General features: G+C 62.6%; 24 protein-coding genes. 12 read left to right on the top strand and 12 right to left on the bottom strand.

Annotated features, from left to right (window positions below; genetic code table 11):
• The first annotated feature begins 47 nt into the window (after positions 1–47).
• From LB513_RS00220 to rnhA, 6 genes are all read left to right on the top strand, one after another.
• Positions 48–539 carry a murein L,D-transpeptidase family protein gene (locus LB513_RS00220; RefSeq protein ID WP_224661437.1) on the top strand — a complete coding sequence of 164 codons (492 nt, stop codon included), beginning with the start codon at positions 48–50 and terminating at the stop codon, positions 537–539.
• A gap of 118 nt (positions 540–657) precedes the next feature.
• Positions 658–1044 (top strand): DUF983 domain-containing protein, encoded by a 387-nt coding sequence (locus LB513_RS00215; RefSeq protein ID WP_224661436.1) that lies wholly within the window; start codon positions 658–660, stop codon positions 1042–1044.
• Positions 1041–1796 (top strand): SURF1 family protein, encoded by a 756-nt coding sequence (locus LB513_RS00210; RefSeq protein WP_224661435.1) that lies wholly within the window; start codon positions 1041–1043, stop codon positions 1794–1796. Before LB513_RS00215 ends, LB513_RS00210 begins: the two co-directional genes overlap by 4 nt.
• Before the next feature lie 87 nt (positions 1797–1883).
• Positions 1884–2894, top strand: coding sequence for a 4-hydroxy-3-methylbut-2-enyl diphosphate reductase (gene ispH, locus LB513_RS00205; protein ID WP_224661434.1), 1011 nt, complete (start codon positions 1884–1886; stop codon positions 2892–2894).
• Between the two features lie 5 nt (positions 2895–2899).
• Positions 2900–3877 (top strand): homoserine kinase, encoded by a 978-nt coding sequence (locus tag LB513_RS00200; RefSeq protein ID WP_224661433.1) that lies wholly within the window; start codon positions 2900–2902, stop codon positions 3875–3877.
• On the top strand, positions 3874–4404 hold the full coding sequence (gene rnhA, locus LB513_RS00195; protein ID WP_224661432.1) for a ribonuclease HI: 531 nt from the start codon (positions 3874–3876) through the stop codon (positions 4402–4404). The genes LB513_RS00200 and rnhA overlap by 4 nt, the downstream gene beginning before the upstream one ends.
• A gap of 16 nt (positions 4405–4420) precedes the next feature.
• On the opposite strand, the gene LB513_RS00190 is transcribed toward rnhA, so the two are convergent.
• The 3 genes from LB513_RS00190 to LB513_RS00180 all read right to left on the bottom strand — a co-directional run bounded on the left by LB513_RS00190 (position 4421) and on the right by LB513_RS00180 (position 6360).
• Positions 4421–4897, bottom strand: a complete 477-nt coding sequence (locus LB513_RS00190) for a DUF2938 domain-containing protein (RefSeq protein ID WP_224661431.1) — start codon at positions 4895–4897, stop codon at positions 4421–4423.
• Between the two features lie 90 nt (positions 4898–4987).
• Positions 4988–5470, bottom strand: coding sequence for a peroxiredoxin (locus LB513_RS00185; RefSeq protein WP_224661430.1), 483 nt, complete (start codon positions 5468–5470; stop codon positions 4988–4990).
• 83 nt (positions 5471–5553) lie between these two features.
• Positions 5554–6360 carry a protein-disulfide reductase DsbD domain-containing protein gene (locus LB513_RS00180; RefSeq protein WP_224661429.1) on the bottom strand — a complete coding sequence of 269 codons (807 nt, stop codon included), beginning with the start codon at positions 6358–6360 and terminating at the stop codon, positions 5554–5556.
• Between the two features lie 169 nt (positions 6361–6529).
• Between LB513_RS00180 and LB513_RS00175 the strand changes: the two genes are divergently transcribed.
• A complete protein-coding gene (locus LB513_RS00175; protein WP_224661910.1) occupies positions 6530–7138 on the top strand; it encodes a YqgE/AlgH family protein in 609 nt (202 codons plus the stop codon).
• A gap of 118 nt (positions 7139–7256) precedes the next feature.
• On the opposite strand, the gene LB513_RS00170 is transcribed toward LB513_RS00175, so the two are convergent.
• The 4 genes from LB513_RS00170 to thrC form a co-directional block, all read right to left on the bottom strand.
• Positions 7257–10145 (bottom strand): EAL domain-containing protein, encoded by a 2889-nt coding sequence (locus LB513_RS00170; RefSeq protein WP_224661428.1) that lies wholly within the window; start codon positions 10143–10145, stop codon positions 7257–7259.
• 2 nt (positions 10146–10147) lie between these two features.
• On the bottom strand, positions 10148–10744 hold the full coding sequence (locus LB513_RS00165) for a GNAT family N-acetyltransferase (protein ID WP_224661427.1): 597 nt from the start codon (positions 10742–10744) through the stop codon (positions 10148–10150).
• A 14-nt stretch (positions 10745–10758) separates the two neighbouring features.
• Positions 10759–12051 (bottom strand): M16 family metallopeptidase, encoded by a 1293-nt coding sequence (locus LB513_RS00160; protein WP_224661426.1) that lies wholly within the window; start codon positions 12049–12051, stop codon positions 10759–10761.
• Positions 12052–12167: 116 nt separating this feature from the next.
• Positions 12168–13565 carry a threonine synthase gene (gene thrC / locus LB513_RS00155; protein ID WP_224661425.1) on the bottom strand — a complete coding sequence of 466 codons (1398 nt, stop codon included), beginning with the start codon at positions 13563–13565 and terminating at the stop codon, positions 12168–12170.
• Between the two features lie 128 nt (positions 13566–13693).
• On the opposite strand from thrC, the gene LB513_RS00150 reads away from it, so the two are divergent.
• Entirely contained in the window at positions 13694–14422 is a 729-nt protein-coding gene (locus tag LB513_RS00150; RefSeq protein ID WP_224661424.1) for a hypothetical protein, read from the top strand.
• Between the two features lie 40 nt (positions 14423–14462).
• Here LB513_RS00150 and LB513_RS00145 read toward each other — a convergent pair whose 3' ends face one another.
• A complete protein-coding gene (locus tag LB513_RS00145; protein ID WP_224661423.1) occupies positions 14463–15149 on the bottom strand; it encodes an HAD family hydrolase in 687 nt (228 codons plus the stop codon).
• Between the two features lie 174 nt (positions 15150–15323).
• Between LB513_RS00145 and LB513_RS00140 the strand changes: the two genes are divergently transcribed.
• Positions 15324–16457: a site-specific DNA-methyltransferase gene (locus LB513_RS00140; protein ID WP_224661422.1), complete on the top strand. Its 1134-nt coding sequence runs from the start codon at positions 15324–15326 to the stop codon at positions 16455–16457.
• A gap of 65 nt (positions 16458–16522) precedes the next feature.
• On the opposite strand, the gene LB513_RS00135 is transcribed toward LB513_RS00140, so the two are convergent.
• Together LB513_RS00135 and mutY are read right to left on the bottom strand one after the other, a co-directional pair.
• Positions 16523–17134, bottom strand: coding sequence for an HAD family hydrolase (locus tag LB513_RS00135; RefSeq protein ID WP_224661421.1), 612 nt, complete (start codon positions 17132–17134; stop codon positions 16523–16525).
• An 11-nt stretch (positions 17135–17145) separates the two neighbouring features.
• Complete coding sequence (mutY, locus tag LB513_RS00130; protein WP_224661420.1) at positions 17146–18285, bottom strand: A/G-specific adenine glycosylase; 1140 nt, start codon at positions 18283–18285, stop codon at positions 17146–17148.
• Between the two features lie 55 nt (positions 18286–18340).
• Here mutY and LB513_RS00125 point away from each other — a divergent pair, with 55 nt between their 5' ends.
• The 3 genes from LB513_RS00125 to smc all read left to right on the top strand — a co-directional run bounded on the left by LB513_RS00125 (position 18341) and on the right by smc (position 23242).
• A complete protein-coding gene (locus LB513_RS00125; protein WP_224661419.1) occupies positions 18341–18841 on the top strand; it encodes a DUF721 domain-containing protein in 501 nt (166 codons plus the stop codon).
• Between the two features lie 141 nt (positions 18842–18982).
• Positions 18983–19723 carry a DsbA family protein gene (locus LB513_RS00120; protein WP_224661418.1) on the top strand — a complete coding sequence of 247 codons (741 nt, stop codon included), beginning with the start codon at positions 18983–18985 and terminating at the stop codon, positions 19721–19723.
• Positions 19724–19783: 60 nt separating this feature from the next.
• Positions 19784–23242 (top strand): chromosome segregation protein SMC, encoded by a 3459-nt coding sequence (smc, locus tag LB513_RS00115; protein ID WP_224661417.1) that lies wholly within the window; start codon positions 19784–19786, stop codon positions 23240–23242.
• Positions 23243–23370: 128 nt separating this feature from the next.
• On the opposite strand, the gene LB513_RS00110 is transcribed toward smc, so the two are convergent.
• Both LB513_RS00110 and LB513_RS00105 read right to left on the bottom strand, forming a co-directional pair.
• Positions 23371–23559 (bottom strand): hypothetical protein, encoded by a 189-nt coding sequence (locus LB513_RS00110; protein ID WP_224661416.1) that lies wholly within the window; start codon positions 23557–23559, stop codon positions 23371–23373.
• Between the two features lie 221 nt (positions 23560–23780).
• Complete coding sequence (locus tag LB513_RS00105; RefSeq protein ID WP_224661415.1) at positions 23781–24155, bottom strand: VanZ family protein; 375 nt, start codon at positions 24153–24155, stop codon at positions 23781–23783.
• Between the last annotated feature and the right edge of the window lie 342 nt (positions 24156–24497).

Below are 24497 nucleotides of genomic sequence, written 5' to 3'. Positions count from 1 at the left end.
TAAGTGCCCATCTTCTTTCGGGCGCAATGATGCCTGATCGGTAGCCGATGCGGCTGACGATCTTCTCTGCGATCTGCACTTTCCTGTTCGCAGTCTTTCCGGCATGTGCCCTCGAACCCGCGGACCTCGTGCGGGTCGACAAGTCTGAGCGGCGGCTTGACCTGATCCGCGCCGGCAAGGTCCTGCGCAGTTACTCCATCGCGCTGGGCAACACCCCCGTCGGCCAGAAAAGCCGGGAGGGGGACGAGCGCACGCCCGAGGGGCGCTACATCCTCGACTGGCGCAATCCCGGCAGCATCGCCCATAAGTCGATCCACATCTCCTATCCCAACGCCGCACAGGTGAAAGCAGCCAAAGCCGCCGGCGTCGCACCAGGCGGGAACATCATGATCCACGGCCAGCCCAACGGCTTCGGCTGGTGGGGCTGGCTGCTTCAATTGGTCGACTGGACGGATGGCTGCATTGCGGTTACCGACTCCGACATGGATGAAATCTGGACTATGGTGCCGGATGGAACGCCGATCGAGATCGAGCCGTAATGCATGTCCCCCCGAAGTGTGCAGCGGTTTTGGGGACATGCATCAAACGAAATTCAAAGCGCGTCGCACGGTTCCATTTCAGCGCGATCGCTTTAGAGCATGAGCGAAGACATTATTCATGAGTGACGACAAGGCGATCTGGCCTCCGATCGATCCGATTTCCGCCGGCCTGCATGGCCGTTGCCCACGCTGCGGCGAGGGCCGGCTGTTCTCCGGTTTCCTCACCGTCGCCAAGCGCTGCGCCAATTGCGGTCTCGACTATTCCTACGCCGATGCCGGCGACGGGCCGGCGGTCTTCGTCATCCTGATCATAGGCTTTCTCATTGTCGGTCTTGCGCTCTGGGTCGAAGTCAACCTAAGCCCGCCCCTGTGGCTGCATCTGCTGATATGGATCCCGCTCGCCTTGGCGCTCTGCCTGACGGCGCTTCGGCTGATCAAAGGCGTGTTGCTCACCCTGCAATACGCCAACAAGGCGGCCGAGGGTCGTCTGGATCGCGGCGAGTGAGCGAGACATCCGTCAGAGCGACCGGCCGTTCGCGGCCGCGGACCGCGTTGCTGCTCGGCCTTGGCCTGATGCTCCTGGCGATCCTGCTGGCGCTCGGCACCTGGCAGGTGCAGCGCCTGCAGTGGAAGGAAGCCCTGCTGCAGACCATCGACCAGCGCACCCATTCAGCACCCCGGCCGCTGGCCGATGTCGAAAGGCAGTTCGCCGCTTCCGGAGATGTCGACTACACGCCAGTGACGGTCAGCGGAACTTTCCTGCACGCGGCCGAACGGCATTTCTATTCGACCTGGGAAGGCGAAGCCGGTTTCAATGTCTATACGCCACTTGCCCTAGATGACGGCCGCTTCGTTCTGATCAATCGCGGCTTCATCCCCTATGACCTCAAAGACTCCGCCAAGCGCCCGAAAGGCCAGGTGACAGGCAGGGTGACGGTCACCGGACTTGCCCGAAATCCGCTGCCGGGCAAGCCGTCCATTATGCTTCCCGACAACGATGTCGCCAAGAACATCTTCTACTGGAAGGACCGCGACCTGATGGCGGCGAGCGCCGGCCTGCCGGCCGGGTTCACGCTGGTGCCGATCTTTATCGATGCCGACAAGACGACAAATCCCGGTGGTCTGCCGATCGGAGGCGTTACCATCATCGATCTGCCGAACAGCCATCTGCAATATGCGATGACCTGGTACGGACTTGCCGCCGCGCTCGCAGCCGTGCTCATCCTGCGGCTCCGCCGTCCTGCGAAGGACGAATGAACGCGGCTGTCGCCTCTTTCAACCGACGCCCTTGACAGGGCAGGGGTGGGCACCTCATTTCGGCGCTGACGAACCGGCCAGGATTTGATGCTGCAGACAACAACCAAGCCTCCTCTGACGATCCGGCTCTGCCAGCCGCGCGGTTTTTGCGCAGGCGTCGATCGCGCCATCCAGATCGTCGTCCTGGCGCTGAAGAAATATGGCGCGCCGGTCTATGTGCGCCACGAGATCGTGCACAATCGCTATGTCGTCGAGGGACTGCAGAGCCTGGGGGCCGTTTTCATCGAGGAGCTTTCCGAAATCCCGCCCGAACATCGCCAGGCGCCTGTCGTGTTCTCGGCGCATGGGGTGCCGAAATCGGTGCCGGCCGATGCACAGGCCCGCAATCTGTTTTATCTCGATGCCACCTGTCCGCTGGTGTCGAAGGTCCACAAGCAGGCGATGCGCCATCAGCGGCTGGGACGCCATGTGCTTCTCATCGGTCACGCGGGACATCCCGAGGTGATCGGCACGATGGGCCAGCTGCCGGAGGGCGCGGTGACGCTTGTCGAGACCGAAGCCGATGCCGCGACGCTGACACCTGCCGATCCCCAGGCGCTCGGCTTCGTCACACAGACCACATTGTCCGTCGAAGACACAGCCGGCATCATCCGTGCCCTGAGGGACCGTTTTCCCGACCTTCAGGCGCCCGCTGCGGAATCGATCTGCTACGCCACCACCAATCGCCAGGAGGCGGTCAAGGAGACCGCGGCCGGAGCTGATCTGTTCCTGATTGTCGGCGCCCCCAATTCCTCTAATTCGCGCCGTCTGGTCGAAGTGGCGGAGCGTGCCGGCGCGACGATGTCGCTTCTCGTGCAGCGCGCCGCAGAGATTCCGTGGGATGACATCAAGGGCATTTCCACCCTTGGCCTGTCGGCGGGAGCCTCGGCGCCGGAAATCATCGTCGACGAGATCATCGACGGGTTCCGGCAACGCTTCGATGTCACAATCGACTTGGCCATCACGGCGACGGAAACAGAGGATTTCCCTGTCATGCGGGTATTGCGCGATGTTGAACTGACGCGGGCCGACATGGCCTTCGTCAATGGAGCCGCGTAAGGCACATGGCGGTCTATACCGACGTTGCGGAAGGCGAACTCGACGCATTCCTGAAGCGCTATCCGGTCGGCGATCTCCTGTCCTACAAGGGCATCGCCGAAGGCACCGAAAACTCGAACTTCCTGCTGCACACCTCAACCGGTTCCTACATCCTGACGCTCTACGAAAAGCGCGTCGAGAAAGCGGATCTGCCATTCTTTCTCGGGCTGATGGGTCATCTCGCCAACAAGGGCGTGTCCTGCCCGCTGCCTGTGACCGCGCATGACGGCAGCGTCATCGGCACGCTTTCCGGCCGGCCGGCGGTCATCATCACCTTCCTCGAGGGGCTTTCACTGCGTCGGCCTACGACCACTCATTGCGCCGAAGTGGGCAAGGCACTGGCGCAGCTGCATCTGGCGGGTGCGGATTTCCCGATGACGCGTTCGAACGCGCTCGCCATCGAGGGCTGGCGCAAGCTCTGGCACGCGTCCCGCGACCGTGCCAATGAGGTCGAACCGGGCCTCGCGGCTGAGGTCGACGCCGATTTCGCCGATTTCGAGCGTGACTGGCCGAAGGACCTTCCCGCGGGCATCATCCATGCCGATCTGTTTCCTGACAACGTCTTCTTCCTCGGCGAAGAGCTCTCCGGCCTGATCGACTTCTATTTCGCCTGCAACGACCTCTACGCCTATGACGTCGCGACCTGCCTCAATGCCTGGTGCTTCGAGAAGGATTTCTCCTTCAATCTCACCAAGGGCAAGGCTTTGTTGGCCGGCTACCAGGCAGTGCGCCCTCTGAGCGACCCGGAAAAGGCGGCCCTGCCGATACTGGCGCGCGGCTCTGCGCTGCGCTTCATGCTGACCCGGCTGTACGACTGGCTGACCGTTCCCGATGGCGGGCTTGTGATGAAACGCGACCCGACCGAATACATCCGCAGGATGCGGTTCCACCGCGCGATCCGGTCCGCGTCGGAGTATGGATTGGCCGAATACGGTGCATCATGAGCAAGCAGATTGAAATCTTCACCGACGGCGCCTGTTCGGGCAATCCCGGTCCCGGAGGCTGGGGCGCCATCCTGCGCTTCAACGGCAAGACCAAGGAACTGTCGGGCGGCGAAGCCGAGACGACCAACAACCGCATGGAACTGCTTGCCGCGATTTCGGCGTTGAACGCACTGAAGGAGCCTTGCATCGTCGAGCTTCATACCGACAGCAAATACGTCATGGACGGCATCTCAAAGTGGATCCATGGCTGGAAGAAGAACGGCTGGAAGACCGCCGACAAGAAGCCGGTCAAGAACGGTGAACTGTGGCAGGCGCTGGATGAAGCGAACCGGCGCCACAAGGTCACCTGGAACTGGGTCAAGGGCCATGCCGGCCATGCCGAGAACGAGCGGGCTGACGAACTCGCCCGCGAAGGCATGGCGCCGTTCAAGAAAGGGCCGGTCAGACCGGCGGAGGCGCCGAAGCCTGCCGCGCGGCCAAGCCAGCCTGCGGTGGCAAAGCCGCGGCGCTCGACCCAGAGCTACTGACAGACTCCCAACCCACTCAGCGGATCAGCAGCGCGGTGCCCCAAAGCCCGAGTGCGAACACCGTGTGCGCTATCAGGTTCAGCGCCCTGATGCGCATCGGATTTGGGCGTTTCGAAGCGGCCCAGCCGGCGCCCAGGCCGGGCGCGAGCAGGAACCAGCCGGCGCCGACGGTGACGATGCCAAATATGAACGCCGGCAGGAAGGTCGGCACGGCCAACCAACCCGTGCCGGCAAGCAGGACCAGGATGATCCCGTAGGCGATGCCAACGAAATAGTGAAACGCCCAGCCCAGAGCCAACTCATGAGCGTAGGGCGCGGCATCACCGATATCGTCGTGAAAGACCCTGTCACCGAGATGCCAGACCCAGCGCCCCACCGGCGCCCAGTTCGGCCGTGGCTGGCCGAACGCCTTGTGGAGGAAGATCGCCCAGATATCCATCAGGGCCGTGGCGCCGATGCCGATCACGATAGCGCGGCACAAGGTGTCCAGCATCGTTGGTGTCCCCTAAGCCCTCAGGTCGGAGCGCAAACGGCCGTCGGGCGAGGGCGGCCCGGCCGCTGCTCGCCCGGCTTGGCTGTGTGCTCAGAGCTGTCCGAGAATATGAGCCGCTCCGGACTCGTCCACACCGGGCTTCGTCTCGACGTTGAGCGCGGTAACCTTGCCGTCGTCGACGATCATCGCGAACCGCTTCGAACGCAGTCCCATCCCGCCACCCGAGTAATCGGCGTCGAGACCGGTCGCCTTGGCGAAATCGCCATTGCCGTCTGCAAGGAAAAGGATCTTGCCCTCGCCGCCGGTGAAACGCGCCCAGGCCCCCATGACGTGAACGTCGTTGACCGATACGACCGCAACGGTGTCAACGCCGCGCGCCAGGATGGCGTCGAGGTTTTCGAGATAGCCGGGCAGATGGTTGTTGCTGCAAGTCGGCGTAAAGGCGCCGGGAACGCCGAACAGGACCACTTTCTTGCCTGTGAAAATCTCGGCCGAGCTCATCGACTTCGCGCCGTCGGCGCCCATCGTCTTGAAAGTCGCGTCAGGTAGCTTGTCGCCAACGGAAATGCTCATGGTTTCCTCGCTTAGAAAAATTGGGGAAGAATTGTCTTGCGTAGCGAACTCGACCGCTTCCCGCAACCTTCCGGCAAGCCGGCTCAAGGGAAAGGCAGGATTCCTTCGACAGCGCCCGCTGAACTCGTCAGCGTGTAATGCAGTCCGCCATCCGTGGGTGTCGCCGACGGACGGTCGAGGATTGGCACTGTGAAAATCAGCTTGCCGTCCTTTTCGCTCCGGGCAGGGGCGCCGAACATGTAGTCCCGCTCACCCGCGACGAAGAAATCCGCCGCTTCCGGATCGCCGGGAAAGCTTGCTTCGACAACCAAAGTTTCGTGATCTCCCGGCAGAATTTTCACCCCGAAATCAGGCTTCGCGGCCGCCGGCAATGCCAGGAAACCCGCCTTCACCAGCGCGGCGTCCTCGGCATTGTCCGGGTCGGAAGCGGGATCAAGGGTCAGCCTGGTCTGCACCGGGATGCAGATCGTCTCGCAGATACCGAGAAATATATCGGCGTCTATCATGGCTGGGTCCTTCACCGCAGATAGGGTGACCACCAAGGGCAGCGAGACCGGGTAATCATAGCCGGCCCACTTGCCATAGCCGTCGTCATGACGCTGCGGCGCCGGAAAGGAGAGCCGTGCCTCGGCGATGTTGGTGCTGGCAGATAGGTCCAGCTGCGGCGGCACGCCTGCATCGCCCGGATCGCGCCAATAGGTCTTCCACCCGGGCTTGAGCGCTATGTCGAGAACGCCACGGATGCGCCCGGCATCATCGGGCTTGCCTGAAGTCACCAGCCGCACCTTGCCGCCTTCGCTATTGTACCATGCCGACGAGGACGCGGCGGCGGGCAGAGCGGCGGCCGATCCGAGCGCAGCGCTCAGCAGCAGGATTCTCAGGCGTTGCATGCCGTGATTTGATCGTCCGTTCATGGCCGCGCAATGGCTTGATGGTCTCGCCGGTATCATATTTGCGTGACCTCTTCAGAGCGGCAGTATCCGAAACGCTGCATCGGCTTCGTCGAATCCCTGACCGGGCATCTTTTCGGCGCTTTGGAAACGCGTTACTTTGATCGTCATGGACTTGTTGCGCAACAAGAAGACAGCCGCCACCCGTGGCTTTCTCGACGATCAGTTCCTCATTGCCATGCCTGGCATGAAGGATGACCGTTTCACGCGTTCGGTCATCTATATCTGCGCCCATAGCGATGAGGGCGCCATGGGGCTCATCATCAACCAGACGCAGCAGATGCTGTTTCCCGATCTGCTCGTGCAACTGGGCATCATGGACGAGCAGGAAGCGATCCGACTGCCGGCCCAGGCGCGCGATTTCGTCGTGCGCAATGGCGGTCCGGTCGACCGCAGCCGGGGCTTCGTGCTGCATTCGGGCGACTACCGTGTGGAGTCCTCGCTCACCGTTTCCGACGATATCTGCCTGACCGCGACCGTCGATATCTTGCGCGCCATCTCATCCGGGCGCGGCCCCCGTCAGGCGCTGATGGCACTGGGCTATTCGGGCTGGGGCGCCGGTCAGCTGGAAACCGAGATCGCCGAGAATGGCTGGCTCACCTGTCCGGCCAATACAGAGCTTCTGTTCGATACCGACCTTGAGCGCAAATACGACCGCATCCTTGCCTCGATCGGCATCGACCTCGCACATCTCAGCCTTGCCGCCGGCCACGCCTGACTGCCACCGTTCGATGATGGCAGGAGCCCTACCGACTTCGTCATCCTAGGGCGAAGCAGGAGCGAAGCGACGCGCAGACCCGTGGATCACGAAGGGCAGGCCCGACGGGCCTCAACCTCTAGGCCCGAGCCAGCGGGTATTGCTCCTTCAACGTCTTCAGCACCTGGTCGCCGGGCATCGGAGCGCCGAACATGAAGCTTTGCACATATTCGCAGCCCATTTGACGCAGTTCCAGCGCATCGCTTTCGTCCGAGATGCCCTCGGCGACCACCGATAGGCCGAGCTCATGCGCCATATTGACCATGGATTTCAGCAGCACCGCGCGCTTCGGCGTGGTGTCGTCGACGAAGCTCTTGTCGATCTTGATGGTGTCGAATGGGAACCGCGTCAGATAGGCCAGGGATGAATAACCTGTGCCGAAATCGTCCAGCGACAGGCCGATGCCAAGCTGCTTGAGCTTGGTCAGCACATGCGCCGTCTGCTCAGGATTATCCATCACCAGCGATTCGGTGAGCTCGAGCCGGAAGCAGCGCGGCTTCAGATTGGCCCGCGCGATGACGGAGCGGACGTCACTGACCAGGTCGCGGCGGATGAGCTGGCGGCTCGAAAGATTGACCGAGACCGACAGCGGCGCGTCGCCGATTTGTTTTTGCCAGCCTGCGAGATCTTCCGCCGCCTGCTGCATGGCGAACAGCCCAAGCTGTACGATGAGACCGCAACTTTCGGCGACGGGTATGAAATCCGCCGGCGGGATCATGCCGCGGCGAGGATGGTCCCAGCGCAACAGCGCCTCGAAGCCGGCGACGCTGCCATCCTCCAGGCGCACGATCGGCTGATAGGCGAGCGTGAATTCGCGCCGTTCGATGGCGCGGCGCAGATCGGACTCGAACTGCAGCCGGTCGGTACCCACCGTGCGGAACGCCGGTCGGAACGGCTCGATCCTGTCGCCGCCGAAGCGCTTGGCCTGATGCATGGCGAGTTCGGCATCCTTGACCATGTCCTCGGCCGACATTTGCGGCGAGTTCCAGGTGATCAGCCCGATCGAAGCGGTCAGCACGATCTCGCGCTTGGCGAAGGTGATCGGATTATTGATGGCATGCTTGATGGCATCCGCCACGCCGGCAATGCGGGCGGGGTCCTGCTCGGAAAGCAGCATCAGCGCAAACTGATCGCCGGCGAAGCGCGAAAGCGAGTCCTTCGGCTTGAGCAGCCGGTGCAGACGGCGCGCGATGGTGAGCAGGATCGTGTCGCCGGCCGAAATGCCGAGCCCGTCATTGACCTGCTTGAAGCGGTCGATGTCGATGACGAAGACAGTGGGACGCACCGTCTCTTCCGTGCGTGCGATCGAGATGATCGCCTCCAGGCGGTTCATCAGCAGTTCGCGGTTAGGCAGGCCGGTCAGATTGTCATGCACGGCGTCGTGCAACAGGCGTTCCTCGGATTTCTTCTGCTCGGTCACGTCGACCATGGTGCCGACACAACGGATGACTTCGCCATCGGAACCGATGACCGGCCGCGCGCGCAGCGCAAACCAATGGTAATGTCCGTCTGCGCCGCGCAGGCGAAAGTTCTGCGACACGCGCCCGCGACGGTGTTCGAGAACCACGTCGAGCGTCGTGCGGAAAGTGTCTCGATCGTCCGAATGCAGCACCGGAAGCCAGTTACGCGCAGCGCCCCCGAGACTGTTGGGCGCCAGGCCGAGCTGGATGCTGACATCGGGCTTGGTGACAACGCGGTCGCGCAGCACGTCCCAGTCCCAAACCGTGTCTCCTGATCCGGCCACCGCCAGCGCCTGCCGCTCGAGATCGGAGAACAGGCCCTGATGTAATGCGCCGCCCGCGAGGGCGTGCTGCATCACGGTGAAGCCGATCAGAAGGATGATCAGGATAAGGCCGCCGCCCAGCGCCGGCTGGGCAATGTCGTTGTCGAGCATGCCGGTGATCGCCATCCACGACCCGCAGAGCCACAACAGCACCATGACCCAACTGGGTACCAGCATGATGGCGCGGTCATAGCCGCGTATTCCGAGGAAAATGATCAGGCCGAGGCCCGTGAGCGCCGTAGCGGCGAAGGACAGCCTGGCGATGCCGGCGGCGACCGCCGGATCGACGATGGCGACGCCGGCGATCAGCAGGAGCCCGAGGATCCAGACCAGCGCGCCATAGCTGAAATGACCGTGCCACCGATTGAGATTGAGATAGGCGAACAGGAAGACGACGAAGGTCGCTGCCAGGGCCACCTCGGTCCCCGCCCGCCACATCTGCTCGTTGCCCGGCGATATTTCAATGATCTTGTTGAGGAAGCCGAAATCCACGCAGATATAGGCCAGCACGGCCCAGGCGAGCGCCGCCGTCGCCGGGAACATCGAGGTTCCCTTGACGACGAAGAGGATCGTCAGGAACAGCGCCAACAGGCCCGCTATGCCGATCACGATGCCGCGAAACAGCGTGTAGGAATTGACCGAGTCCTTGTAGGCTTCGGGTTCCCAAAGGTAGACCTGCGGCAGCTTCGGCGAGGCCAGTTCGGCGATGAAGGTGATGACCGTGCCGGGGTTCAGCGTCACCCGGAACACATCGGCGTCGGGGCTGGTCTGGCGGTCGAGCGCGAAACCTTCGCTGGGCGTGATTGCGGCTATACGCGTCGAGCCCAGATCGGGCCAGATTATGCCGGAATTCACCAGCCGGAAATGTGGCGCTACGATCAGCCGGTCGAGCTGCTGGTCAGTCGTGTTGGCCAGCGCGAACACCGCCCAGTCGCCGGTCGAGCGGGCGTCATTGGCCTCGACTTCGATGCGCCGCACGATGCCGTCCGGACCGGGGGCGGTCGACACCTGGAAATTCTCGCCCTGGTTGACGTAGATCTGGACAGCGCGTGACAGGTCGAGCGCGACATCGTCGCGGGCGATCTTGATCGGTTCGACGGCAAGGGCCGAGGAGGCCGCGCACAGCGTCACGATTGTCGCCAGGACAAAAGCCAACAGCGGCCTGTTGCGCAGGAATTTCGTCAAAATCAGCCCTTCATTCCAGCGCCCGGCGGATCGTCCGCGATCCGGGCGTAGAGATAGTGGTCCTGCCAGATGCCGTTGATCCTCAGATAGGATCGCAGAAGTCCTTCGCGCCGGAATCCGGCTTTTTCAAGCACTCGGATCGACCTGATATTGTCGGGAATACAGGCGGCTTCGATCCGGTGCAACCTCAGCGTATCGAAGGCGAAGCGGGCAACCACCTTGGTCGCGTCGGTCATCAGCCCGCGACCGCCGAAACGCTCGCCGATCCAGTAGCCGACATGGCCGCTTTGCGAGACGCCGTGACGGATGTTGCCAAGCGTGATGCCGCCCGCCAGCTTGCCGCTGCTTTTCTCGAAGATGAAAAAGGCTACCGCCGTTCCTTGCGCATAGTCCTCGCGGTAGCGGCTGATGCGCAGCCGCCATGCCGAACGGTCGAGTTCGTCGGGCGTCCAGCGTGGCTCCCAAGGCTCCAGAAAGGCGCGGCTTTCGCCTCGAACCATCGACCATTCGCGGTAGTCGTTCGTGTACGGCACGCGAAGGGTCACGAGGTTGCCTTTCAGTGCCGGCAGATCTCGGCGAAAGAAAGGGAGCGCGAACACGACGTGTTGAAGGCTTAGACGGCGAGCTTGCGGGCAGTGGTCCGCGCGCCTGGGAGCGAATCGAGGATTGCCTCGTAAGGCGCAAGCGTGCCCACCGGACCCACGGCGGTCAGCGTCGGCTTGGTCGAGAACAGTCGCGATGACAGATCGGTCAGCCGCCCGGTTGTCAGCGCCGACAACCTTTCCATGAGTTCCTCCTTGGCGATCGGCCGTCCGAAGAGCAGCAGTTGCCGCGCGATTTGCGAAGCGCGGCTGGCTGGGCTTTCGGCGGACATGATCAGCCCGGCGCGATATTGCGCGCGAGCCCGGTCGAGTTCTTCCTGCAGAATGTTTTCACCAGCCTTCTGCAATTCGTCGATGATGACCGGCACCAGCTCGGCGATATCGCTCTGGCCGGTCGCCGCATGGACGCCGAATATGCCGGTATCGGAGAAGCCCCAATGGAAGGCATAGACAGAATAACAAAGGCCGCGCTTCTCGCGGACCTCCTGGAACAGCCGCGATGACATGCCGCCGCCGAGGATCATCGAAAGCACCTGCGAGGCGTAGAAGTCGCGCACATGATAGGCGCGGCCTTCGAAGCCGAGGACGATCTGCGCGTCCATCAGGTCGCGGTCCTCGCGGAAGTCGCCGCCGACATATTGTGCGTATTGCGGGATGGTGCCGTCGGTCTTGCTGCGGAAGCCGCCAAGCTGCTTCTCGACTTCCCGCACGAAATTGTCGTGCTTGATGTCGCCGGCCGCGACGATCACCATGCTTTCAGCGCCATATTGCCGTTCGATGAAATCGTGCAACTGCTTCGAAGTGAAGGATTTGACGGTTTCGGGCGTGCCCAATATCGAACGGCCGATCGTCTGGTGGCGAAAGGCGGTCTCGGTGAAACGGTCGAAGACGATGTCGTCGGGCGTATCGTGCGCGGCGCCGATCTCCTGCAGGATGACATGCTGCTCGCGTTCCAGCTCCTGCGGATCGAATTCGGATTCCTGCAGGATGTCTGCGAGAATATCGACCGCCAGCGGCACGTCGTCGGAGAGCACCCTGGCATAATAGGAAGTTGTCTCGACGCTGGTGGCGGCATTGATCTCGCCGCCGACATCCTCGATTTCCGAGGCGATTTCGAAAGCGCTTCGCCTTTTCGTGCCCTTGAAAGCCATATGCTCGAGCAAATGGGCCATGCCATGCTCGTCTTCACGCTCATTGCGGGCACCTGACTTGACCCAGGCGCCCAGGGCAACCGATTCGATGCTTGGAAGGGTTTCGGTGGCGACTGTCAGGCCGTTCGACAGACGGCTTACCTCAACACCCATATGGCTACTACTCCCTGTTGCATGTCGCTCAGAAATGGACGCGGTTTCGAGATAACGACATGCACGAAAACAAAAGCTTAAGGCGCGTTGTCTGATCCGTTTCGAGACGACGCGCCTTACAGCGCCGCTCGCGCGCGGCTGCCGACGTAATCTTCCACCATTTTCAGGTCGGATGGAAGTACCGTGTATTTTTCCTCTGCCGTCATCAACCCGCCTAGCCAGGCGGGCAGGGCGGGGGAGACGCTGCTGGCGGCCAAGACCGCCGCGGGGAACTTGGCCGGATGCGCGGTCGCCAGCACCACCATTGGCACGGCGCCGCCGGTCCTGCCGGCTGCGACATGCATGGCCGCTGCGGTGTGCGGATCGAGCAGATACTCGCTGGTCGCAAGGGTCGAGCGGATTGTCGCTGCAACCTCGTCCATGGTGGCGCGGCCGGCATCGAACTCGGATCTTATCCCGGTCATCTCCGCCGCTTCGATCGTGAAGGCGCCGGACTGTTTGAGACCGTCCATGTAGCGCCGCACGGTTGCCGCGTTCCGGCCGGACGCCTCGAACAACAGGCGCTCGAAATTCGACGACACCTGGATGTCCATGGACGGCGAGGTGGTGGCGAAGACTCCCTTGGTGCGGTATTCGCCCGTTTCGAAGGTGCGTGCCAGGATGTCATTGTCGTTGGTGGCTATGATCAGCCGCTCGATTGGTAGCCCCATCTTCTTGGCCGCATAGCCGGCGAAGATGTCGCCGAAATTGCCGGTGGGAACCGTGAAGGAGACGGGTCGATCCGGTGCCCCTAGCGACAGCGCTGACGAGAAATAGTAGACGATCTGGGTCATGATGCGCGCCCAGTTGATCGAATTGACGCCAGAAAGGGCCACCCGGTCGCGAAAGCCATGATCGTTGAACATGTCCTTCAGCAAGCCTTGGCAGTCATCGAAATTGCCTTCGATCGCCAGTGCATGGACGTTTTGCGCGCTCGATGTCGTCATCTGCCGCTGCTGCACCGGCGAGACCCGGTCATGTGGGAAAAGGATGAAGATGTCGGTGCGGTCGCGCCCGGCAAACGCGTCGATGGCCGCTCCGCCGGTGTCGCCGGACGTGGCGCCCACAATCGTCGCATGCTGGTCGCGCTCGGTCAGCACATAGTCCATCAGGCGGGCCAGTAACTGCATCGCCACGTCCTTGAAGGCAAGCGTCGGCCCGTGGAAAAGCTCCAGGATGAATGTGTTGGGTCCGGTCTGCACAAGCGGGCATACGGCCGGGTGACGGAAGGTGGCATAAGCCTCGCGGACAAGTCGTTCGAAAACAGCGGCCGGAATTTCATCGCCAAGGAAGGGCGACAGCAGACGGATCGCAAGATCGGGGTAGGCGAGGCCGCGCATGGCGCGGATTTCGGCTGGGGAAAAATGCGGCCACTCCTGCGGCACGTAGAGCCCGCCATCGCGTGCCAGTCCCGCCAGCACGGCGTCCGAAAATCCAAGTACTGGTGCCTCGCCGCGGGTACTCACATAGCGCATGTCACAAATCCGTTACTGCTTGTCGTTTCCATCCACCGGAAGGTGGTTAATTTCCGCGCTGGATCAGTCGCATTTTTGCCGCGCGGTTGATATAGGTCACCAGCTTTGCGAGAGGGAAGTGCAGTTTCATGGCGTTTCACACATTCAGCGGCCGCTTTTTCGCGGGTCTTGCGCTCACCGGCTTTATGCTTGCCGCCGCGGGATGCCAATCCGGCGACAATGGCATCCTTAATCTTGGCATCGGCAACAAGGACCCAGCGGCTCCTCCTCCGCCCCAGGATCCGAAGATCCTGGCCAGCCAGCTCCGCGCCTATTGCCCGCGGGTAACGGTGCGCGACGGCACCGCTTTCTTCAACACCTATGTCAACGACGTTCAGAAGCCCAGGCCTAAACTCAAGAAGACCGGCGACGCCGCGCAGGACGCCGCCGCACAAGCGGAGGCCGACGCCGCCGCTGCCGCGCCGGCGGAGGATTCGGCGAGGATAATCTATCAGGCCTCGATCAGCGACGTGACGCGCGACTGCAGCCGTGCCGACGGCCAGCTGACGATGAAGATCGCCGTCGCGGGCAGGATTGTTCCGGGACCGAAGTTCTCGCCAGGCACCATAACCATGCCCATCCGAACTGCCGTGATGCATGGCACCGACGTGCTCTACTCGCAGATTCATCAGTACCAGGTCCAGGTTACCGACCCATCGGTGGCCACTCAGTTCGTCTTCACCGATTCCAACATTGTCGTGCCGGAGCCGACCGCGCAGGACTATCAGGCCTACGCGGGCTATGATGAGACCGCGCCGAAGGGGCCGACCGGAAAGCCGGGGAAGACCCGCAAGAAGAAGAGAGCCGCGACGAACTAGGTCCCGGCTTGGCATGAAGCGTGCGGCGCGCCGCACGCTTTCAGGCGTCCGACCACACCGACAGAGCGGCAATGACGCTTTTGAGTTCGGACCAGCGGCGTATCACCGTTTCTGCGCCAGCCTCCGTCAGTGCGTCGGCATGGCCAGGATAGCTGTGGCTCGCGCCTGTGAACCCTATGACGCGCATGCCCGCTGCCCTTGCGCCGTGGACGCCGTGCACGGAATCCTCGATGACGAAGGTGTTTGCCGGATCAGCACCGAGCTTTTCGGCGGCAAACAGGAATACATCAGGGGCAGGCTTGGTCTTCTTGGTGGGTATCTCCAGGGCCGAAAAAATCCGGCCGGAGAAAAACGGCAGCAGATGCACCTTCTCGAGCATGAATTCGATCCGCTCTGAGCGCGAGTTCGAGCAGACGCAGTGTGGCGCCGTTACCGCCGCGACCGCCTCGCGCACCCCATCGATGGCGCGGACGTCGCTGCGCAACTTGCGGTCCACCAGATCCTCGGCACGGTCGATCAGCGAGGCCTGGAAAGGGATGCTCGACTTCTCCTCGATCTTCATCATGATGTCCTTGAAAGTTAGGCCGGCATAGGTTTCAGCCAATTCCTCGGCCGATATTTCAAACCCCGCCAAGGTCAGCAGTTCGGCCTCCACACGCGCCGCGATGATTTCGGAATCGACGAGGACGCCGTCGCAATCGAAGATGACAAGGTCTGGCTGGGGCATGGCGATCCGGACATGGGAGTATTGAGGAGCCTCTTACGGCTCAGGCGGCGCGGCATACACCAACAGGGGCGCCTTCGCAAACTGGCACGGCCATCTCTGAGCCTTCACCGAATATTTACGCTGATCGGTAACCATAACCGGGAGTAAACAGTAACGCGTGCCTTGGGTGTCAGAATGTCAGCCGTGCGTCTTATCGACGAGCTATCCCGTGCCCCCCAGCAATCCGAGTGGCTGGACACCATTCTGAAGGGCGACTGTGTCGCCGCTCTCGATCGGCTGCCGGAGAAGTCGATCGATGTCATCTTTGCCGACCCGCCCTACAATCTTCAGCTCGACGGCGACCTGCACCGTCCCGACCAGTCGAAGGTCGACGCGGTCGACGACGAGTGGGACCAGTTCGAGAGCTTCGAGGCCTATGACGCTTTCACACGCGCCTGGCTTTTGGCGGCGCGGCGCGTGCTGAAGCCCAATGGCACGATCTGGGTCATCGGCTCCTATCACAACATCTTCCGGGTCGGCGCCAAGATGCAGGATCTCGGCTTCTGGATCCTCAATGACGTGGTCTGGCGCAAGACCAATCCGATGCCGAACTTCCGCGGCCGCCGCTTCCAGAACGCGCATGAGACAATGATCTGGGCCTCGCGCGACCAGAAGGGCAAGGGCTACACCTTCAACTATGAGGCCATGAAGGCCTCGAACGACGACATCCAGATGCGCTCGGACTGGCTCTTCCCGATCTGCACGGGCGGCGAGCGACTGAAGAACGACAATGGTGACAAGCTTCACCCGACGCAGAAGCCGGAAGCACTGCTTGCCCGCATCATGATGGCCTCCACCAAGCCGGGCGACATCGTGCTCGACCCGTTCTTTGGTTCGGGCACCACAGGGGCGGTTGCCAAGCGCCTCGGCCGCCACTTCGTCGGTATCGAGCGCGAGCAGGCCTATATCGACGCCGCCAACGAGCGCATCGCCGCGGTGCGGCCGCTGGAGGGCGCCGACCTGACCGTTTTGACCGGCAAGCGCGCCGAGCCGCGCGTTGCCTTCGTCAGTCTCATCGACACCGGCCTGATGATGCCCGGCGCCACGCTCTACGACGCCAAGAAGCGCTGGGCCGCCAAGGTGCGCGCCGACGGCACGGTGGCGATCGGCCAAAGTGCGGGTTCCATCCACAAGATCGGCGCCGAGGTGCAGGGTCTGGATGCCTGCAACGGCTGGACCTTCTGGCACTATGAGCGCAGCGGCGGTCTCACCCCGATCGACGAGCTTCGCCGTATTGCCCGGCTCGGCATGGAGCGGGCAGGGGCGTGAGCCCCGTCCGGTGCCGCGCACTGCGTTGATTCAAAATATCACCCGGTCACCGCAAACGATTCAGATCACACCTTGATTCCGAAGCGTTCAAGGTCTGCTTGAAGCGTCTTTGCATCGGTGAACAGCACCGATTGCCAGCCTGCCGCCTTGGCGCCGTCGACATTCTTCTGGCTGTCGTCAATGAACAGCGTGGCCGACGGTTCGAGGCCGAATGCCGCGACGTGATGGTCGTAGATCTCCCGATCCGGCTTTATCTTGCCGATCTCTCCGGAAATGGTCACGCCGCGCGGCCGATTGAGGAAATCGAAACGCTGCCGCGCCTCGGCCAGCGTATCGGCGGCAAAGTTGGTGAGCATCGTCACGTCGTGGCCGCTTTCGATCAGGCCGACCATTATGGCGACGCTGTCTTCATAGGCATGCGGTACCATATCGTGCCAATGACGCCGGAAATTGCGGATGTTGTCCGCATGATCGGGGTGTTCCGCGATCAGCAGAGCCTCGGCCTCCTCCCAGGTCCGGCCGCGATCCTGCTCGATATTCCAGTCATGCGTACAGACATTGTCGAAGAACCATTTCCGCTCGTTCTCGTCGGGGATGAGCCTGCTGAACGGAATGTGAGGATCGTAGTGGATCAGCACTCTGCCGATGTCGAACACGATGTGGCGGATTTCAGTCATGCAGTCCTCATTCAATTCGGTCGTGGCTTCTTGGTCGCGCCCGGTATCGCGGCCTCGATTGCTTTTTTCATGACGGTTGGCAACGCCTCTCCCGATATGTCGGCGGGCAACGACCAGAAATGGCCGGCCGGCGTCACGCCAGTGGTGACGGCACGGAAAATTTCGAGCTCGAGCGTGAAATGGGTGAAGACATGCGCAATGCGCCCGCTGCTCTGCCAGTCGGCCGGAAAGGGGGCGGCGGCAACCGTGTTGGCGCCGTCGATCCGCGCCGTCCAGTCGGTGGTGGGCACCTCGGTCATGCCGCCGAGCAAGCCTTTCTCCGCGCGCTTGCGCAGAAGAATTGCGCCGTCGCTCCTGACCGCGACGAAGGCGGCTCCGCGCCGCAGCGGTTTGTCGGCCTTTGGCAAACGCACCGGAAAATGCTCGGGATCGCCTGTCGCGACGGCACTGCAGTCGTCGCGCAGGGGGCACAGCATGCAGCGCGGCCGGCGCGGCGTACAGATCGTGGCGCCGAGATCCATCATCGCCTGGGCGAAGTCACCCGGTCTTGTCGCCGGTACCATCCGCTCGACATGGCCGCGTATCTCGGGCTTGGCCTCGCTCAGCGGAGTGGCAATCGAAAAAAGCCGCGAGACGACGCGTTCGACATTGCCGTCGACCACGGCGGCCGGGCGGTCGAAGGCGATCGCCGTGATGGCCGCCGAGGTATACGCGCCGATGCCAGGCAGGTCCCTCAAGGCGGCTTCGGTGTCGGGAAACCGGCCGCCGCGCTTGGCCACCAGATCGGCGCAGGCCTTGAGATTGCGGGCGCGGGAGTAGTAGCCGAGCCCGGCCCAGGCCTTCATCACATCCTCGGTCGGTGCCGCCGCCAGCGCCTCGACGTCGGGCCATTTCTCGACAAAGGCGCGGAAATAGGATTTCACCGCCTCGACGGTCGTCTGCTGCAGCATGACCTCGGAGAGCCAGATGCGGTAGGGATCGGGTCGCACGCCGTTTGCATGCTCGCGCGGCGTGACGCGCCAGGGCAGCTCGCGGTGATGCGCATCGTACCAGTCGAGCAGGCGCGACGCGGTGGTCTCGCCGTCATCGGCGGGTGCGGATGTCAACCTATCCCGGGACGTGGCCTTGCGGGTCTGATGCTGCGGTGCCATTGATCCTGTCTTGGCCGGGCCGGTATCTGGTGGTCGTGGCGGCTGGAGAACGTACATGGCAGGGAGAACGTCCTACGGCAATCCCGTCCCGGTAAGCGATCTTGCGACCAAAATCCTCGACCCGGTGCTGCGCAAGCGCGCCGGCATCTCGATCGGCCTGGTGCAATCATGGGAGGAGATTGCGGGCTCGCGCCTTGCCAACCGCACGCGTCCCGAGAAGATCCAATGGCCGCGCCGCATGCATGAGGACGATCCGTTCGAGCCGGCTGTGCTGGTGATCGCCTGCGAGGGCATGGCGGCTCTCCATCTGCAGCACGAGACAAGCGAGATCATCAAACGGGTCAACGCCTTCCTCGGTTTCAACGCCATTGGCCGCATCAAGATCGTTCAGAAGCCGGTCATGACCACCAAGGGGCGGCCGAGGCCAACTCTCAGGCCCCTGACGGCCGATGAGAAGGCCAAATTGTCCGTCGCGGTGGGATCGATCGAGGATGACGGGCTGCGGGCCTCACTGGAAAAGCTTGGCGCAAGCGTTCTTGGCGAGAAGAAGTCATAGATATGTCGCGAATGTCTCGCATTCGTGATTGCCTTGTCTCGCGCGGCGATTGGATTCGCAGCCGAGATGCCTTAATTCGCGCGAACTCTCGCTTTTTTGTCCCACCACATTGCAAAATCCAACTCTTGTCAGGTGATTCGTATGAACCGTTCCCCGTTCGGCCAGCCCTTGTCGCGCAGGAGTGCCCTGTCTTCGCTGGCCGCGATTTCGGCGGCAGCGTTGCTCGCTGCCTGCAGCGATTCCGGTAAGGAGGCCAAGCCCCCGGAGGAAAAACCCGCCGAGCCGGCGGCTCCCGCGAAGCCGGCTTCGCCGGCCGCCTCCGCGCCGGAGCCGCAGGGAAGCGTCGACATGGCCCAATTGCTGAAGCCCGGTGCGCTGCCCGACAAGCAACTGGGCAAGGACGACGCCAAGGTCACCATCGTCGAATACGCCTCGATGACCTGTCCGCATTGCGCCCATTTCGCCGAAACCACTTTCCCTGAACTGAAGACGAAATACATCGACACCGGTAAGGTCCGCTACATCCTGCGTGAATTCCCGTTCGATCCGACCGCCGAGGCCGGTTTCATGCTGGCGCGTTGCGCCAAGGATAACTATTTCCCAATGGTTGACGTGCTGTTCAGGCAACAGGAGAACTGGGTTGGGGTTGCCAACACCAAGGATGCGCTTCTGCAAATTGCCAAGCTTGCCGGTTTTACACAGGAGTCCTTCGAGTCGTGCTTGACGGACCAGAAACTTCTGGACGATGTGAGATCGGTCCAGAAGCGCGGCGCCAATGAATTCAAGGTCGACTCGACGCCGACCTTCTTCATCAACGGCAAGACCTATAAAGGGGCGGTGTCGATTGCGGAAATGTCGGCCATCATCGACCCGTTGCTCTGACATCGGCTCAGTGCCTGAACGGCGGCGTTGCAGCGCTGGCCGTGTTTACGAGGCGCGTGAATGAAATTCTCGCGCCTCCGCCTGCTCGGTTTCAAATCCTTCGTCGAACCCGGCGAGTTCGTCATCGAACGCGGTTTGACGGGGATTGTGGGGCCGAATGGCTGCGGCAAGTCCAACCTGGTCGAGGCGCTGCGCTGGGTGATGGGCGAGAGCTCCTACAAGAACATGCGCGCGTCCGGAATGGACGATGTCATCTTTTCCGGTTCCGGCACCCGCCCCGCGCGTAACACCGCCGAAGTCACGCTTTTCCTCGACAACAGCGATCGGTCGGCGCCCGCCGCGTTCAATGACGCCGATGAACTGCAGGTGTCGCGCCGCATCGAACGCGATGCGGGCTCGCTCTACCGCATCAACGGCAGGGAAGCGCGTGCCAAGGATGTGCAACTTCTGTTCGCTGACCAGTCGACCGGCGCCCGTTCGCCGTCGATGGTCGGCCAGGGCCGCATCGGCGAACTGATCCAGGCGAAACCGCAGGCACGCCGCGCCCTGCTGGAGGAGGCGGCCGGCATTTCCGGTCTACACACCCGTCGCCACGAGGCCGAATTGCGGCTCAAGGCGGCCGAGCAGAATCTCGAGCGCCTGGACGACGTCGTGGGCGAATTGGAGAGCCAGATCGAAAGCCTGAAGCGGCAGGCGCGCCAGGCATCGCGCTTCAAGAACCTGTCGGCCGACATTCGCAAGGCAGAGGCGACGCTACTCCATCTGCGCTGGACGCTGGCCAAGACTCAGGAAGGCGAAGCGCGCTCCGCGCTGGCTATCGCCACCGCGCTGGTCGGTGACCGGGCCGCGGCCCAGATGGCCGCCGCTCGGGAGCAGGGCATCGGCGCTTACCGTTTGCCGGAACTGCGCGACGCTGAAGCCGCCGCCGCCGCCGCCTTCCAGCGCCTGTCGATCGCCAAATCTCAGATCGAGGAGGAAGCCGGCCGTGTTCGTGCCCGTCAGGCCGAGCTCGAGCGACGGCTGCAACAACTAGACGGTGATATTGCCCGTGAGGAGCGCATGGTGCGCGACAATGCGGATATCCTCGAACGCCTGCGTGCCGAAGAGGCCGCGCTCAATTCGGAAAACGCCGGCGCGGCCGAGCGCGAGGCCACCACCCGGGCCGCCTTCGAACAGGCGGCATCGACGCTTTCGCAAAGCGAGGCCAAGCTTGCAGCAATGACTGCCGAACGCGCGGAGGCGGCGGCTTCGCGCAACCAGGCCGAACGGACATTGCGTGACACCGCGGAGCGCCGCGACCGGTTCGTGCGCCAGCTTGCCGATGTCGACCGGGAATTGTCCGAAATACTCTCAAGGGTGGCGGGCCTGCCGGATCCGGCGGAGAAACGCGTCATGGTGGAACAGGCCACGGCGCTTCTGGAAGAAGCCGAGATGGCCGTCCTGGAGGCCGAGCAGTCGGTTATCGATGCGCGCGCCAACGAAAGCGCTGCCCGGCCGCCGCTTCAGGACGCCAAGGCCGAGCTGGCGCGCATCGAGACGGAAGCGCGTACACTGGCCAAGATCCTCAATGCCGGCGGCGGCGATCTGTTTCCTTCGGTTCTGGAACAGATCAGTGTCGAACGCGGCTTCGAGACGGCGCTTGGTGCGGCGCTCGGCGAGGATCTCGACGTGCCGCTTGACCGCAGCGCGCCGGCACATTGGGGCGAAATCGCGATCCAGCCCGGTGACGCTGCGCTGCCCGAAGGATTGGTCAGCCTAGCCAGCGTGGTCCGTGCCCCTGCGCAGCTTGCCCGCCGCCTCGCCCAGATCGGCATTGTCGAAGCCGCCGACGGTCCGCGGCTGCAGGCGCTGCTCGCGCCGGGTCAGCGTCTCGTCAGCCGTGACGGTGCGCTATGGCGTTGGGACGGGCTGACGGCCAGCGCCGATGCGCCGACCGCCGCCGCGCAGAGGCTGGCGCAGAAGAACCGGCTGGCCGAGCTCGATGCCGAGGCGGTGCAGGCTACAATTGCCATGCGTCGGGCGGAGGACGCGCTCGCACAGGCGGAACAGGTGCTTCGCCTGGCGAGTGAGGCCGAGCGCAACACGCGTCAAGCCGGACGCGACGCGCAGCATAGGCTGGACGCCGCCCGGCACGCGCTGGCCGAGGCCGAAAAGGCGGGCGGGGAATTGTCGAGCCGGCGCGCCGCACTCGATGAGGCCCGCGATCGCATCGTCGACAGCCATGAAGAGGCCGCGGCTGTCGTCGCCGAGGCGGAGACGCTGCTGCACAACGCGCCTGATCTGGGTGACCTGCAGTTGCGGCTCGAACAGTCATCGGCAAATGTTGCCCGCGATCGCGCGACACTTGCCGACGCACGTGCCGTCCATGAGGGGTTGCGGCGTGAAGCCGAGGCGCGCACGCGCCGGCTCGATGCCATTGACGCCGAGCGCGCCAACTGGCTGGAGCGCGCCGAAAACGCATCGACGCAGATCGTCGCCCTCGGTGAGCGCAAGGCCGAGGCCGAGGTCGAGCGCGAGCAGTTGGCCGACGCGCCCGACGAGATTGACGCCAAGCGCCGCGCATTGCTGTCGCAGCTTTCCGAGGCCGAGAGCTTGCGCAAGGCGGCCGCCGACCGTCTTCAGGAAGCGGAAAACAGACAATCGGAATTGGACAAGGCGGCCACCGGCGCCATCCAATCCTTGGCCGAGGCGCGCGAGACCCGTGTTCGCGCCGAGGAGCGCCTGACAGCTGCCGACGAGCGCCGGCTTGAGATAGAAGCGCGCATCCAGGAAACGCTGAACACGCCGCCGCATCTGGTCATCCGGCACACCGGCCTCGAAGCCGATAGCCCGATGCCTGAGATGGCCGAGATCGAGCACCAACTCGACCGCCTGAAGATCGAGCGGGAACGTCTTGGCGCCGTCAATCTGCGCGCCGAGGAGGAGCAGAGGGAACTGTCCGACCGGCTGGAAACGATCGTCTCCGAGCGCGAGGACATCATCGAGGCGATCCGCAAGCTCAGGCAGGCGATCCAGAGCCTAAACCGCGAGGGTCGCGAGCGGCTGCTGGCCGCCTTCGACGTGGTCAATGGTCATTTCCAGAGGCTGTTCTCGCACCTGTTCGGCGGCGGCACGGCGGAATTGCAGCTGATCGAATCCGAGGACCCGCTGGAGGCCGGGCTCGAAATCCTGGCTCGCCCGCCTGGAAAGAAACCGCAGACTATGACGCTGCTCTCTGGCGGCGAGCAGGCGCTGACGGCGATGTCGCTGATCTTCGCGGTTTTTTTGACCAACCCGGCGCCGATCTGCGTCCTCGATGAAGTCGACGCGCCGCTGGATGACCACAATGTCGAACGCTTTTGTAATCTCATGGACGAGATGGCTGCCACCACGGAGACGCGTTTCGTCATCATCACGCATAATCCGATCACCATGGCCCGCATGAACCGGCTGTTCGGCGTCACCATGGCCGAGCAGGGCGTCAGCCAGCTGGTGTCGGTCGACCTGCAGGCCGCCGAGGCGATGCGTGAAGCCAGCTGATTCACTGGTAGTATTCAGACAGGGCTGACAGCCTCACTTTCGTTTGGGGGATTCACACCCCAGCTGGCTGAGGTGACGCCTCGCGTCTAAGGCGATGTTGGCCGATGCCAACGGGCTGGCTTCGAAAGTCAGCTAGGGTCGCGGTGGTCCGTGTCGTTGCGCTTCGACGGCCGGTCTGACATATGGCTCGGCCACCAAACGATGAAGTACCCACCCACCTGCCAGACGGGCACTACACCCTTTTGTTCGCGAAGCCGCAGTTCGTCACGCTTCTTGATCTTCAGCGTTCCGCCCGGCAGCCTTATCCTGATGGTCATAAAATCCCCATGAGCGAATGGCGTCTTGCTAACTACGAACGCCGACGTTCAGAGTTTCATTCCCAGAAATTAGGCAAATAGTGAAAGCACGAGATTGGTAAAACTTACTCATGTTGCCGAATATGGAAGAAGGTCACAAATCGAACTGAAACGGTCAAGCGATGAGAATCTTTGCGCTGGCCGCGAAGATCAAATGCCAGGATAGCCTATAGGGAAACGTACTAGCTTCTGCCTTGGCGGCAAAAGATCCGCCTTAGGCAAACGACCGCGATCAAGCCACAAGAAATGCCAAGGCAATCGGCTACCCAATCGAGAATGTCCAGGTCGCGTGCGATCAGTGACGTTCCCTGCAGAACTTCGATCGCTCCGCCAACAAGCGCCAGGAAAACAACCACCCGTGCCTTGCGCTGCGGCCAGCCGAGGGTCCCAAGAAATGCCAGTACGGCAAAGGCGCTGGCGTGGTTCAGTTTGTCGGAGTGAAAACCAATGTTGAGCCCGAATTGTTCCAGACGTGAAGCAGGAAGAAGCGCAAGGACAAAAACTGCTATCAGCGCGAAAATGAACGCGGCCCGTTCGACTGCTGCATAAAGTTTCATGCGCTGTAACGACAAACCGCCCGGCTCAAAGCTGCATAATCCAAGCGACTTCGCAGGCAGGCACCCGCAGGGCGAGCGCTATTCGAGCGGGTCTCCATGGCGGCACGATTGCATCCGATGCCGGCAAAAGCAACGGGCGCTGACGTACCAGTCGCGCTATGGACAGCTTCATTCTGCTCCGATTGTCTCCGGCCCGATTTGCACCGGGGAATCGCAGCGACGATAACCGTCCAGGCCATGGGTCAGCAGATGTGCGATGTTCCGATGCCGATTGTGAAATTGAAAACCATCCGCGCCGTTTTCTGTTCGATAGACGCGATTTAAAGGCTTGTGTAGTAAGCA

The sequence above is a fragment of the Mesorhizobium sp. ES1-1 genome (assembly GCF_020164785.1).
GTDB lineage: Bacteria > Pseudomonadota > Alphaproteobacteria > Rhizobiales > Rhizobiaceae > Mesorhizobium.
The sequence above is the reverse complement of the archived record's forward strand: the minus strand, read 5'-3'. Positions and strand labels throughout refer to the sequence as shown.

Coding starts and splice junctions, on each gene's coding strand:
- LB513_RS00220 (WP_224661437.1), top strand. CDS start 48: ATGCGGCTGACGATCTTCTCTGCGATCTGCACTTTCCTGTTCGCAGTC.
- LB513_RS00190 (WP_224661431.1), bottom strand. CDS start 4,897: ATGCTGGACACCTTGTGCCGCGCTATCGTGATCGGCATCGGCGCCACG.
- LB513_RS00135 (WP_224661421.1), bottom strand. CDS start 17,134: ATGACTGAAATCCGCCACATCGTGTTCGACATCGGCAGAGTGCTGATC.
- LB513_RS00150 (WP_224661424.1), top strand. CDS start 13,694: ATGGCGTTTCACACATTCAGCGGCCGCTTTTTCGCGGGTCTTGCGCTC.
- rnhA (WP_224661432.1), top strand. CDS start 3,874: ATGAGCAAGCAGATTGAAATCTTCACCGACGGCGCCTGTTCGGGCAAT.
- LB513_RS00215 (WP_224661436.1), top strand. CDS start 658: ATGAGTGACGACAAGGCGATCTGGCCTCCGATCGATCCGATTTCCGCC.
- LB513_RS00110 (WP_224661416.1), bottom strand. CDS start 23,559: ATGACCATCAGGATAAGGCTGCCGGGCGGAACGCTGAAGATCAAGAAG.
- LB513_RS00120 (WP_224661418.1), top strand. CDS start 18,983: ATGAACCGTTCCCCGTTCGGCCAGCCCTTGTCGCGCAGGAGTGCCCTG.
- LB513_RS00185 (WP_224661430.1), bottom strand. CDS start 5,470: ATGAGCATTTCCGTTGGCGACAAGCTACCTGACGCGACTTTCAAGACG.
- LB513_RS00125 (WP_224661419.1), top strand. CDS start 18,341: ATGGCAGGGAGAACGTCCTACGGCAATCCCGTCCCGGTAAGCGATCTT.
- LB513_RS00105 (WP_224661415.1), bottom strand. CDS start 24,155: ATGAAACTTTATGCAGCAGTCGAACGGGCCGCGTTCATTTTCGCGCTG.
- LB513_RS00160 (WP_224661426.1), bottom strand. CDS start 12,051: ATGGGTGTTGAGGTAAGCCGTCTGTCGAACGGCCTGACAGTCGCCACC.
- mutY (WP_224661420.1), bottom strand. CDS start 18,285: ATGGCACCGCAGCATCAGACCCGCAAGGCCACGTCCCGGGATAGGTTG.
- thrC (WP_224661425.1), bottom strand. CDS start 13,565: ATGCGCTATGTGAGTACCCGCGGCGAGGCACCAGTACTTGGATTTTCG.
- LB513_RS00200 (WP_224661433.1), top strand. CDS start 2,900: ATGGCGGTCTATACCGACGTTGCGGAAGGCGAACTCGACGCATTCCTG.
- ispH (WP_224661434.1), top strand. CDS start 1,884: ATGCTGCAGACAACAACCAAGCCTCCTCTGACGATCCGGCTCTGCCAG.
- LB513_RS00180 (WP_224661429.1), bottom strand. CDS start 6,360: ATGCAACGCCTGAGAATCCTGCTGCTGAGCGCTGCGCTCGGATCGGCC.
- LB513_RS00140 (WP_224661422.1), top strand. CDS start 15,324: ATGTCAGCCGTGCGTCTTATCGACGAGCTATCCCGTGCCCCCCAGCAA.
- smc (WP_224661417.1), top strand. CDS start 19,784: ATGAAATTCTCGCGCCTCCGCCTGCTCGGTTTCAAATCCTTCGTCGAA.
- LB513_RS00175 (WP_224661910.1), top strand. CDS start 6,530: ATGGACTTGTTGCGCAACAAGAAGACAGCCGCCACCCGTGGCTTTCTC.
- LB513_RS00145 (WP_224661423.1), bottom strand. CDS start 15,149: ATGCCCCAGCCAGACCTTGTCATCTTCGATTGCGACGGCGTCCTCGTC.